This window comes from Gemmatimonadota bacterium, from assembly GCA_009838645.1.
Lineage (GTDB): Bacteria > JAAXHH01 > JAAXHH01 > JAAXHH01 > JAAXHH01 > JAAXHH01.
The window spans coordinates 71609-83901 of the sequence record VXRC01000032.1; the positions used below are offsets into that span (position 1 = coordinate 71609).

General features: G+C 64.4%; 11 protein-coding genes. All 11 read right to left on the bottom strand.

Translation table 11 applies throughout. The annotated features are described in order from the left end of the window. Positions 1-10: 10 nt before the first annotated feature. The 11 genes from F4Y38_09535 to lpxB all read right to left on the bottom strand — a co-directional run bounded on the left by F4Y38_09535 (position 11) and on the right by lpxB (position 12286). Complete coding sequence (locus F4Y38_09535; GenBank protein MXY49516.1) at positions 11-316, bottom strand: nitrate reductase; 306 nt, start codon at positions 314-316, stop codon at positions 11-13. A 40-nt stretch (positions 317-356) separates the two neighbouring features. Beyond that, positions 357-1577 carry a GTP-binding protein gene (locus F4Y38_09540; GenBank protein ID MXY49517.1) on the bottom strand — a complete coding sequence of 407 codons (1221 nt, stop codon included), beginning with the start codon at positions 1575-1577 and terminating at the stop codon, positions 357-359. Positions 1578-1688: 111 nt separating this feature from the next. Beyond that, the gene (locus F4Y38_09545; GenBank protein ID MXY49518.1) at positions 1689-2150 is read right to left on the bottom strand and encodes a transcriptional repressor; all 462 of its coding nucleotides are present in this window, start codon (positions 2148-2150) and stop codon (positions 1689-1691) included. A gap of 17 nt (positions 2151-2167) precedes the next feature. Next, the gene (locus F4Y38_09550; GenBank protein MXY49519.1) at positions 2168-3076 is read right to left on the bottom strand and encodes a metal ABC transporter substrate-binding protein; all 909 of its coding nucleotides are present in this window, start codon (positions 3074-3076) and stop codon (positions 2168-2170) included. A 20-nt stretch (positions 3077-3096) separates the two neighbouring features. Further along, positions 3097-3963 (bottom strand): metal ABC transporter permease, encoded by an 867-nt coding sequence (locus F4Y38_09555; protein ID MXY49520.1) that lies wholly within the window; start codon positions 3961-3963, stop codon positions 3097-3099. 49 nt (positions 3964-4012) lie between these two features. Continuing rightward, entirely contained in the window at positions 4013-4762 is a 750-nt protein-coding gene (locus F4Y38_09560) for a metal ABC transporter ATP-binding protein (GenBank protein ID MXY49521.1), read from the bottom strand. A 167-nt stretch (positions 4763-4929) separates the two neighbouring features. Then, positions 4930-5976, bottom strand: coding sequence for a hypothetical protein (locus F4Y38_09565; GenBank protein MXY49522.1), 1047 nt, complete (start codon positions 5974-5976; stop codon positions 4930-4932). A 248-nt stretch (positions 5977-6224) separates the two neighbouring features. Then, entirely contained in the window at positions 6225-7766 is a 1542-nt protein-coding gene (gene guaA / locus F4Y38_09570; protein ID MXY49523.1) for a glutamine-hydrolyzing GMP synthase, read from the bottom strand. Positions 7767-7836: 70 nt separating this feature from the next. Beyond that, positions 7837-10365, bottom strand: coding sequence for a tetraacyldisaccharide 4'-kinase (gene lpxK, locus F4Y38_09575; GenBank protein ID MXY49524.1), 2529 nt, complete (start codon positions 10363-10365; stop codon positions 7837-7839). A 39-nt stretch (positions 10366-10404) separates the two neighbouring features. Further along, positions 10405-11121, bottom strand: a complete 717-nt coding sequence (locus F4Y38_09580) for a lysophospholipid acyltransferase family protein (GenBank protein MXY49525.1) — start codon at positions 11119-11121, stop codon at positions 10405-10407. After that, positions 11051-12286 carry a lipid-A-disaccharide synthase gene (gene lpxB / locus F4Y38_09585; GenBank protein MXY49526.1) on the bottom strand — a complete coding sequence of 412 codons (1236 nt, stop codon included), beginning with the start codon at positions 12284-12286 and terminating at the stop codon, positions 11051-11053. Before lpxB ends, F4Y38_09580 begins: the two co-directional genes overlap by 71 nt. Between the last annotated feature and the right edge of the window lie 7 nt (positions 12287-12293).

Consider the following 12293-nt stretch of genomic DNA (forward strand, 5'->3'; position numbering starts at 1 on the left):
GGTTTCTCCTTTAAGGGTTTGCTGGGTATTCGAGGACGGTCGTCGGGGCGTCAAAGCCCCACACCTTGCAGACCTGGACCAGGTCTTCGGCGTCAACGGATTCAATGGACTTGTGCAGCTTGCACTGAAGCTGTGGCGCATCGGGCCGAAGCAGTCCGATCACGGTTTCGACAGGCGCGCAACCTTCTTCGAGACAAGCCAGTTCGGTGACCGTGACCGTCATGTCATCGGAAAGGCTCAGTGCTTCGCGCAATGCCTCTTTGATGTTTCGGACCCGTTCGCGGTCCGGGCGACGGGGTGACGTGTTGATCAACATGTGCTCTCCTTTTCCTGCGACAGGGGTGAGGCCGTTACGGTCATGCGGACTCCTCGGTCATCTGAAGTTCCGGAAAGGGGTTCCGGGCCTCTGCCCAGGTTTTGCTGTCGGCGGCGGCGAGGTCCTCTTCGAGCAGGCACGCGTCGAGGCGAGCGCGTATCGCCGCTTCGTGCATCTGCTGACCGATGAAAACGAGCTGCTGCGCGCGGTCGCCGAAGCGGGCATGCCAACCTGGCTGCCGGTCGGGTCGCTGATCCTCCGGGTGCCCCCAGTGTTCGCGTGGTACGGCCGCCCACCACATCCCGAGGGGCTTCACGCTGCTGATGCCCCCGGCCTGCGCCCATTCGTAGGCGACCCGGTGGTCCGCGGCGACCCAGAAGAAGCCCTTCGAGCGGAGCACGCCGGACCAGTTCCCGTCGTCGTGCAGGAACGCCCACAGCTTCTCGGCGTCGAAGGGCTGCGACGTCCGATAGGTGAAGCTCGAGATCCCGTACTCCTCGGTCTCCGGCGTGTGCTCACCCTGAAGCTCTCGAATCCAGCCGGCGGAGTGCGCCGCCTTCTCGTAGTCAAACAGGCCCGTGTCGAGCACGCATTCGAGCGGGACCTGTCCGCGCGTCGCCATGAGGACCTTCGCGCCGGGGTTGAACGCTTTCACGATGGCCTCGACCTCGAGAGCCTGATCGTTGCTCACGAGATCGAGCTTGTTGAGCACGATGACGTCGGCGAACTCGATCTGGTCGATGAGCAGGTCGGTCACCGTCCGGTGATCTTCTTCGCCCAGCGACTCACCGCGGTCTTGGAGCGCTTCGGCGGCGTTGTAGTCCCGCAGGAAGCTCGCCGCGTCCACGACCGTGACCATCGTGTCGAGGCGCGAAACCTGACCCAGGCTCACGCCGTTCTCGTCCTCGAAGGTGAAGGTCTGCGCGACCGGAATGGGCTCTGAGATCCCGGTCGACTCGATGAGCAGGTAATCGAAGCGTCTTTCCTGCGCGAGTCGTGAGACCTCGGCGAGCAGGTCGTCCCGCAGCGTGCAGCAGATGCAGCCGTTCGTCATCTCGACCAGCTTCTCCTCGGTCCGTGAGAGTTCCGCACCACCGCGCTCAACAAGCGCCGCGTCGATGTTGACCTCACTCATGTCGTTGACGATGACCGCGACGCGCATGCCCTCGCGGTTATTGAGCACGTTGTTGAGCAGTGAGGTCTTGCCGGCGCCGAGAAAGCCGGACAGGACCGTAACGGGCAGTCTCTCTGACTGGGGCATTGATGATCCTTTACTCATGGGGTGGCCACATTGCCGGGCGGCTGTTGATAACAAATGCCTTTCGCGTCAAGTTCATCTAGTTCAGTCGTGTGTATTTGATGGGGATGCGTCTCAGGCAGGATCGTCTTTCTCCGAACTGCACTGCGCACAGGTGCCGAGCAGTTCGACGACCGGCCGCCTGGTACGGAATCCTATCTCGTTGCCCGCCGCTTTCAGGCTCAAGGCCACGCTGGGATCTTCAACCTCGGCTACTTCGCCGCAGTCGTCGCAGATCAGGAACTGGCTGGCATGCGGATGATCCGGATGTGCGCAGCCCACATAGGCGTTCAGGCTTTCGAGCTTGTGCACCAGACCCTGCTCGAGCAGGAAGTTCAGCGCCCGGTAGACCGTCGGTGGCGCGGGATTCCGGACTACGCCGCGCATGCGCTCCAATAGGTCGTAAGCACTGAGCGGTTTTTCGGCTACGCACAGCAGTTGAAGCGCGGCCTTGCGTTGTTCGGTCAGCCGCGCGCCGCGCTCATGGCACAGAGCCTCGGCTCGTTCCAGTACCTGGGAAAGCGCTTTGTTATTCACAGGTCTCTCCTTCCCGATCAATCGCCCAAGGCGGCGACCAGTGTTCGGATGTTGTGCAACATCATGCCAAGGTGAGTATCAGCCGGCCCACCCGCCTTCGACAGCGCGTCGGAATAGAGCGTGCCGCCGATCTGTGCTCCGGTTTCCCGGACGATCTGGTCGAGCAGGCGCCGGTCGGAGATGTTGTCGATGAAGACGGCCGAGATCTTTTCCCTGTTGATCTGACGTATCAGCCTGGCCACGTCGCCGGCGGACGGCTCCGCTTCGGTGCTGAAACCGACCGGGGCATGGAACTCGATGCCGAAGTCTGCCGACAGATAACCGAATGCGTCGTGGGAGGTGACCACCATGCGCCGTTCGGCCGGCAGCGAATCGATCGTTGCGCGAACCTGTGCCTCGACCGCGTCGATCTCATCCATGTACCGCGTCGTGTTGCGGTGATAGATTTCGGCCCCCGCCGGGTCGACCGCGGCCAATCCACCGGCGATGTTGCGGACATAGATCCGGGCGTTGTCCAGGCTCTGCCACGCATGGGGATCGATCTCGCGGTGGCCGCTTTCCCCTACCCAGAGGGGCTTGACGCCGTCGGTCGCCGTCACCACCCGTCCCTTGTACCCGGATGCCTTCGTCAGGCGGTCTATCCAGCCCTCAAAACCCAGTCCATTGACGACCAGCAACCTGGCTTCGGCGACGGTCCGGGCGTCCGCCGGGGTCGGCTGATAAACGTGCGCGTCTTCGCCGGGACCGACGAGGGTGGTAACGTGCACCCGGTCACCGCCTATCTGCCGGACCATATCACCCAGGATGCTGAACGACGCGACCACGTCGATGGAGGTGTCGGCCCGAGCGGTACCCGCCCCTGACAAGGCGATCAAACAGGCGGCGAAGACAAAAGAGCGGATAGATCGAATAATCAACTTGGCCATATCCTGGTTCATACCTGGCATCATGCTTCCAGATGACGGCGTGGCCTGAGGTGCGTCATGATTACGCCGTCAGGTCCGAAGGACAGTGAGAACAGATAGAACGCTCCCGCTGTCAGGATGATGGCTGGGCCGGAAGGCAGACTGGCGTGATAGGACAACAACAGGCCGACATACCCGCCCAGAAAGGCCGCAAGCACACCGATGACCACCAGGGGCGTGAGATCACGCGTCCAGAACCGGGCGGCGGCGGCGGGTAGGATCATGATCCCAACCGCCATCAGGGTCCCCAGCGCATGAAATCCGCCCACCAGATTGAGGACCGCCAGCACGAGAAAGCTGTAGTGGCCCACCGGACTCAGGGGACTCACCGATCGGAGAAAGCCCGGGTCGAAACACTCCATTACCAATGGCCGGTAGAGGACAGCGAGCCCTAACAGGGTGACCGTGGCGATGCCCGCGACCAGGTAAATGGCCGCATCGTTCAAAGCGAGCACCGTACCGAACAGGATGTGCAGCAGGTCGACGTTGCTGCCACGCGTCGAGACGATGACGACCCCGACGGCGAGGGAAATCAGATAGAAGGCAGCCAGGCTGGAATCCTCGCGGGCCACGGTGGTGCGGGCCACCAGTCCGGAGAGCATGGCCACGGTCACCCCCGCGATCACCCCGCCGAGGGTCATGGCGCCGAGCGACAGCCCCGCCACGAGGTATCCGAGGGCCGCACCGGGAAGAATGGCATGGGCCATGGCATCCCCGGTCAGACTCATCCGCCGCAGGGTCAGGAACACCCCGATGGGGGTCGCCCCAAGAGAGAGGGCAAGGCAACCGACCAGGGCCCGGCGCATGAAGCCGAATTCGACGAAGGGGGCGATGACGGCATCGTACATTATACGCCCTCCACCGGAAGGTCCACCGGACGGGAAGGAACCCGGGCGATCATCTTACGCATAGGACCGCTCCGTCGTCAAAGGCCTCGGTAAGCCGGCGCGCGTGATCGAGATTCGCCGGTGAAAGGACGTCCTCCGTCGGTCCGGCGGCGATCTGCTCGCGGGCCAGGAGAAGGGTTTCCGGGAACTCCGACCGGACCTGATCCAGGTCGTGCAGTACGGCGACCACCGTCCGCCGCTCCCGGTGCCAGCGGCGAATGAGCCCCTTGAGATCCCGCACCGTCGCCGAATCGATGGCCGTGAACGGCTCGTCCAGAAGAATCAGCCGAGCGTCCTGGAGGAGCAGGCGGGCGAACAGTGCACGTTGCATTTGCCCCCCGGAGAGCGTGCCGATGGGGCGCCGCTCGAAACCACCCAGCCCCACGGTATCCAGGGCCTCGCCAACCATCCGGTCGCCTTCCCGTCCGAATCGACGGGAAGCTCCTCTTTGCCTCCACAGCCCAATGGCCACCACGTCGAAGACCGAGATCGGAAAGCTCCAGTCGATTTCGGCTTGTTGAGGGAGGTACGCGATTTCCGAGGGGTCGATCCCCGTCAACCTGATTGCGCCGCCAAGTGGCACGAGGCTGCCGATGGTCCCTTTGAGTAGCGTCGATTTTCCGGCGCCGTTCGGTCCCACCACGGCGACGAGGGACCCGGCACGGATGGCGTAATCGAGATGATGGACCGCGGGATGGCGGTCGTATCCGAGGGTCAGATTTTCAAAACGCAAGATCGTGCTGTCCATTGGCGCAATCATATCAGGGCCCAGGCGACTGCCAACCACAACAGTCCGGCGGCGACGCCGGCCAGCGCAAGGCGCGCTCCAATGCCGGCCCGAAGAGGTGAAAATCCAGCTTTGTTCAGTTGTTGCAACATGACCATTTGTAGACTATTTGTGCGGAAGATAGAGTTGATTTCCGTCCTTTACAAACCCACTGCCGGTTTCAGTGCAAACGACGCGTTCAGCGCCCACAATCCCAGCAGTACCAGAAGCGTGCCGCCAAGCGCACCCAGGCCAGCGCCCGCCAGCGTCCACAGCGGTGATCGGTGAGCGATCACCGTACTCGCCCATGCCCTCGCCTCCGTAGCAATGATGGCCAGGACGACAATGGTGATCGCGGTACCTATGGACATGGCGATCACGGAGAGCGCGCCAAACCAGATCAGATCCATCGCGGTAGCGAGGATCAGCACAAACACGGCTCCGCTGCAGGGACGCAGTCCAATGGACAGAACCACGCCAGCCGCCGCGGGCCGGCTGCCGACCGTATCGATCTCGGCCGCACTGGGCATATGCCGGCAGCCGTTGCCCGCCCCATGAACAGGGTCGGCAGGAACGTGGCGGACTTCGCCGGCTACGCGCCGCAAACTGCGAACGCTTTCGGACAAGACGCCAGCCGCGCGTACCAGCAAGTAGAGACCGACGAGGGCAAGCAACGTGAAACTGGCCCGCGTCGCCCACAGTGATGCCGTTTCTGTATCTATCGGCAGCCGGCCGGCCAATCCGATCGGTACGCAAACCAGCACCAGAGCCGTCACACCCTGAAGCAGCGCAGCGGCGGCGCCCATGGCAATACCGTGATTCAACCGGCTTCGGTGGGTCAACAGGTAAGTCGTCAACACGATCTTCCCGTGTCCGGGCCCCGCGGCATGCAAGACACCGTAAATAAAGCTCGTCAGCACCAAAGCCCAGCCGAAGCCATCCGTGCCACGCAGCGATTCAAACTCCTGCATCAAGCCCATGAGGAATTCATTCTGCAATGCCCAGATCCAGAGCGCTACCCGATCCCAGATCGCAACTTCCTGCCTGGTGTCCGCGTGACCGTCACCCGTGGATTCTTCGGCGGCGACCGTCTCGACGGGCAGCATCGTTGTCGCGTGGATATCCATCGAGTACGCGACGGCACACAGGCATGCAAGAAAGAACCTCATTTTGCCACTGATTCGCATCGAACAGTCACCTTTTAACAAACGGAATCCTGAGGTTGTTACCACCGCTATAGACAAAGACCAGCGGGCCGGTCGTCGTAGTTTATGTTATGTTATAACGTAACGAATAATAACTAAAAGAAACACGTTGTCAAGCCCAAGATTGCCTGTTCCGCAAAAAGGCAACCTGTGAAAGCTCGACCGTGCCGGAAAGTGCCTGTTCAAAAAGATAAAGCCCGCTTTTAACGGGCTAACGTGAACTATGAAGCCTTCGGGTGCCGGGCGTAGGTTCATTCCCATTCGATGGTGCCGGGTGGCTTGGAACTGAGGTCGTAGACCACGCGGTTTACGCCTCGCACTTCGTTGATGATGCGGTTCGAGACGTGCGCCAGGAAGTCCGTGGGCAGGCGCGCCCAATCGGCCGTCATGAAGTCCAGCGTGGTCACGGCGCGGAGGGCGATGACGCGCTCGTAGGTGCGGGCGTCGCCCATCACGCCGACGGTCTTGACCGGGAGCAGCACGGCCAGCGCCTGGGAGACCTCGTCGTACAGGCCGGCCCTGCGCAGTTCGTCGATGAAGATCCTGTCCGCGTCCTGCAGCATGGCCACCCGCTCCCGGGTCACTTCCCCCAGCACGCGGATGCCCAGGCCGGGTCCCGGGAAGGGATGTCGGTTGATGATCTCGTCGGGCAGGCCGAGTTCCCGGCCCACGGTGCGCACCTCGTCCTTGAACAGGTTCCGGACCGGTTCGAGCAGTTCCAGTTCCAGGTCGTCCGGCAACCCGCCCACGTTGTGGTGGGTCTTGATGACGCTGGCCGGGCCCTTCACGGAGGCGCTTTCGATCACGTCGGGGTAGAGGGTGCCCTGGGCCAGGATGTGGACGCCGCGCAGCGAGGTCAGTTCGCTTTCCAGGACGCGAATGAACTCGTCCCCGATGATCTTGCGCTTCTGCTCCGGTTCCTCCACGCCCTTCAGCCGGTCCAGGAACCGGTCCGAGGCGTCGACGAAGCGGAACCGGGCGTTGATGGTCCGGCGGTAGGTCTCCTCGACCTCCCGGGCCTCGTCCTTCCGGAGCATGCCCGTGTCCACGAAGATGCAGGTCAGGCGGTCCCCGATGGCCCGGCCGATCAGCGCCGCAACGACCGAGGAATCCACGCCGCCGCTGGCGAAGCAGGCCACGCGGCGCTCGCCCACGGTCTCCCGGATGGAGGCCAGTGCCTCGTCGATGAAGGTCCGCGGCGTCCAGCTTCCTTCGCAGCCGCAAATGGCGAATACGAAGTTCTCCAGGACTTCGCGGCCCTGGACCGTGTGCACCACTTCGGGATGGAATTGCACGCCGTAGATCCGGCGGTCCAGTTGGGCGACTGCGGCGATATGTCCGTTGTCGGAGCGGGCGATGACGTCGAAATCCGGCGGCGGCGCCTTGAGTTCGTCGCCGTGACTCATCCAGACCGTCATGCGCTCCGGCAGGTCGCGGAACAGGGGCGTGTCGCCCGTCGTACGGATCCCCGCGTTGCCGTACTCCCGGGTTCCGGCGTGGGCGACCTCGCCTTCGTGGTAATGCCCCATGAGCTGCAGGCCGTAGCAGATCCCGAGGATCGGCTTGCCAGCCTCGAATATGCCCGGATCCGGGTGCGGCGCGTCTTCTCCGTACACGCTGGCCGGACCGCCCGACAGGACGATGCCGGTGACGTTGCGCGCCGAGAGTTCGGACGCCGGCGTATCGTAGGGCAGCACCTCGCAATAGACGTGGCTTTCCCGAATGCGCCGCGCGATGAGCTGCGTGTACTGCGCGCCGAAATCGAGGATGGCAATCCAGTTCGAGTCAGCCATTTAATGGAATTCAGATGGATGAAAGACGGGTGCCGTCAAATTAACGAACAGGTTAGATAATATAGCCCGTTCATCGTGTTTTGTCCAGCGTTGAAAGTATTTCCTCGAGTGCAGGTTCGCCCGAGGTCAGCCGGAGCGCGATATCCAGGGCGACCAGGTGTTTTCTGGCGGCGTGGTCCGGGATCCGGACGGCGTCTTTCTTCGTGGTGACGATGCATTCCGCGCCCGATGCTACGGCCAGGGACCATGCCCGGTCCAGGTCGGACGGAGAAAAGGGGTGGTGATCCCGGTACGCCAGGACCCGGGTTACATGGCCGCCGGCGTCCGTGACCGTCTGCACGAAGGAAGCCGGGTTGGCGATCCCGCAGAGGACAAGCACCTCGCGGCCGGCCAGCCAAGTCGGCGGGAGCCGGGTACCGTCGTCCGGACCGTCGTCTAGGTTGTTCTCCAGGCCGTTGTCCTCGCCGTCGTCCAGGCGTCGCAGCCCTGCGGGTTCATAGACGGCTTCGATGAGCGCCAGGTGGGGGAACTCGCCTGTGATACGCGCCGTGTCGACCGCCGCCAAACGGGTCTGATCCGTCCGAGTCAGCACCAGTGCATGGGCGCGCTGGAGCGAGGAAAACGGTTCGCGATAGGGGCCGGCGGGGAGCAGTCGGCCGGGTTTGTACTCCGGACCGGGCAGGCTAAGCTGGCCGGAGGCGTCATGCACCACGATGTCCACCGCGCGGGCCGTGCTCCGGTGCTGGAATCCGTCATCCAGCAGCAGCACGTCCGCCCCGTGGCGGTCAATGGCCATCCGTCCCGCAGCCGTGCGGCTCGGACCGACAACCACAGGTACATCGGAAAGGACCGAGGCCAGGAAGGCCGGTTCGTCGCCCGCCTCCTGCCAGGGGGCGTCCGGTCTGACCACCTGGGTTGCGCGGGAATTCCTGCCGTAACCCCGGCTCAGCACGGCGGGCCGGTAGCCGGCGTCCCGCAGGCGGTGGGCAAGGTATCTCACCACGGGCGTCTTCCCCGCGCCGCCCGCGGTCAGTGCGCCCACGCTGATTACCGGGACCGGAATGCGGTAGGAAGTCAGCAGTTTCCTGTCGTACAGCCCGTTGCGTATCCGGACCGCTATGGCCATCAGCAGGGACGGGGGCAACAGCGTGACACGCAGGAAGCGAATGGCCGGTGCGCGCTCGCCGGGGTCCATCAACCGGGTAATGAACGGCATGCGATGTGGGTAGCGCCGCGGCCCGGAATCGCCGGATCCGTTGGGGTCCGGCTCGAGGATCCACCGGTCGACCAGGTCCAGGGTGCGGTCTACAGCCCTGGAGCATTCGAGCACGGCCTGTCGGGCGGCCGCACCCGCCTGCGCGTGCATGCCGGAATCATCCAGCCATTCGAGCCATTGGCGGGCGAGTTCGTCGCCGTCGTGGACGACTATGCCGCCCCCGGTCCGCAGCAGGGCAGCGGCGCTCGCCCGGACGTTCTCGGTGTGGGGACCGAAGAGGACCGGAATGCCACATGCCGCGGGCTCGAGCAGGTTGTGGCCGCCGAGGGGAACCAGCGTGGCGCCGACGAAGGCCATGTCCGCGGCGGTGTACATGACCGCCAGTTCGCCCATGGTGTCCAGGATGATTACGTCGGCCGGAGCGGGGCTCGTCCCGCCCGAATCGTCGGGGCCGCCTGCTCCCGCGACGCCCGTGCCGCCCACACCATCGGGGTCGGCCAGGCGCGTCCGACGGACGAATCGCAGGCCGGCCGCCTTCAGCATCTGCTCGGCCGGGGGAATGCGCTGGAGGTGCCGGGGCGCCCAGATCATTTTCGCCTCGGGATACCGTTCCCGTACGCGGACGAAGGCCGCCAGCACGGCGCGTTCCTCTTCCAAGGGCCGGGGGCAACCCGCCATGATGACCGGTTCGGACGCGGACAGGCCGAGTTCACGACGGAGCGCTTCCCTTCCGGGTCCCTTCTGTTCGGCGGCCAGGTCGAACTTTACGTTTCCGGTTACCCGCACCCAGCCCGGGTCCGCGCCGAAGGTTATGAACCGTTCCCCGTCGAGCGCATGTTGGACGCCCACGACAGCCAGCCGCCGCAACATGCGCCGGAACAGCGGCTTCACGAAACGGTTTCGCACGAGACTGCGATCCGACATGCGGCCGTTGACCAGGGCCACGGGACAATCGTGAGCGGCGGCCGCCCCGAGCATGCCGGGCCAGAGTTCGCCTTCGAGCAGCACCAGTGCGCGGGGGCGTACCCGCCTGAACACCCGGCGGACGATGAAAGGCGCGTCGAGGGGCGCCAGTCCGAAGTACCGGGCCCGGGGTACGTGCTGCCTGACATAGGCCAGGCCGGTTTCCGTCATCGTGGTGACCAGCACCTGGCAATCGGGATGGCGTTTCGCGAATCCTTCGATCACTACCGCAAGGCCGGTGGCTTCGCCCACGGACGCGCAGTGGAACCAGACGACCGGCCGGTTCTCCCCGTCAGGGACGAGCGGCCGCTGGCCGAGCCGTTGGCGCATCCCGTACCGGTCCAGGATGGACAGGCAGGCCAGGACCGGCGAGAGCAGCACGGTCAGCGCGGAATACAGTAAGGTGTACACAAAGACCATGTCAGGAATCTGCCGCTTCTTCAGGTATCTGCCGGATATTCAGGACGTGGCCAAGCTTCGTCCGGCGACTTCGCGTGCATCCAACAGGCGTCGCTGGAGTTCGGCCCTGAGGGGTTCAAGGCGCTCGACCGGCGCGTCTCCAGGCACGGTCAGCGGTTCTCCGAAGGCAATCGCCACCCTGGAAAAGGGGCGTGGAAGCATGAAACGGTCCCAGCTTGAAAGCAAGCAGGCCTTGTGCGAAGCGACCGCGAAGGGCACGATGGGAAGGCCGGACCTCCCGGCAATGATCAGCGTACCCGGCTTGACTTGAAGCCGGGGACCGCGGGGCCCGTCCACGGTTACCCCCAGGTCGTCGCCGGCCGCGCCGGCCGCCGCCATGCGGAACAGGGCGCGCGTTCCCCCCCGGGTGGAAGATCCGCGTATGGTCCCGTATCCCATGCACTCGATGGCCCGGGCAATCCACTCGCCGTCCCGGTGCTGGCTCACTAGTACCTTTATCCCCTGCCGGCGGAAGGCATAGGTGGCCACCAGCAAGCCCTCGTGCCAGAAGGCGTATATCACCTGCCGGCCGCCTTCCCGCGCTTGCTCGAGGTACTCCGCTCCGATCCTGCGGATGGTGAGCGATCTTCCAAGCAGGCCGATGGCCCCGGCGCTCAGCTTACCAATCAAGGTATATACGGGGCCTTCAATGCCCGCCATCGGCTGCCCTCTCCCCGCGCGGCCCGCTTTCCCGGCGCGGCCCGCTTTCCCGATCATCCGTTTGATGCTCGTACGCGCCTTCCGCCATGTCCAGGGCCAGGTCGGCGACGCGCGACGAAGCGCCCGGTGTACCCAGGCGGGTCCGTACCTCCCGGAGTTCGCGTGCCATGGCCTCCCGTTTTCCCGGGTCCTTCAACAGCTCCAGGGCCACGGGGGACAGCACTTCCGGATCGACGGCGTCCTGGAGGAATTCCGGTGCGATGCGCCGTCCCGCGACCACGTTCACCAGGCCGATGTCCGGTATGCTGACCAGGCGGCGGGCGATCCACCAGGACAGTCGGGACATGCGGTACAGGACCAGCAGGGGCGTGCCGAAACAGGCGGATTCCAGGGTTGCCGTTCCCGACGTGACGAGCAACAGGTCGGCGTGGCGCATGACCTCGTAGGTGCTTCCTTCCACCACGGGCACCTTCCTCGCGTCTTCTTCCAGGGCTGCATTCCCCGCGAGACACGCCGTCAGGTCGGTCCTGGAGACGGTTGGCGCCAGTCCGATGACCCCCTGGGTTCCGGGCAGCTCCCGCCGGACGGTCTTCAGGGTGCCGGCCATCGAGGGGAGCATGCGCTCCACTTCCATGACACGGCTGCCCGGCAACATCCCGATGATCGGCCGGTCCGGATCGAGGCCCGCGGCTTCGCAGAATTCGGTCCTGGATTGCCGGCTCTCGAGCACTTCAAGCAGGGGGTGGCCGACGAAGACCACCTTTCCCCCGGCTTTCTCGTACAGTTCCACTTCGAATGGAAACACCACCGCCATGCAGTCCACGTTTCTCACGATGGCGTGGATCCGCCGCGGCCTCCACGCCCAGACCTGGGGACTGATATAGTAGAGGACCGGTATGCCCCGCTTGCGCGCCTTGCGGGCGATGCGGAGATTGAAGTCGGGATAGTCGATGAGGATGACCAGGTCGGGACACCGGGATTCGAGAAGCCCGTCGAGCCGCCGCAACGCCCGGCGAATGAAGGGCAGATGTCGGACGACCTCGGTGAGGCCCATGACCGAGAATTGTTCAATATGGTAGACCAGCGCGCAGCCGGCCCGTTCCATGCGTTCCCCGCCGACGCCGAAAATATCGATTCCCGGGCGCCTGGCCTTGAGTGCGGCCACGACCCCCGCTCCGTGCATCTCGCCCGACGCTTCTCCGGCGATGATCATGATCCGCAATGGCTTC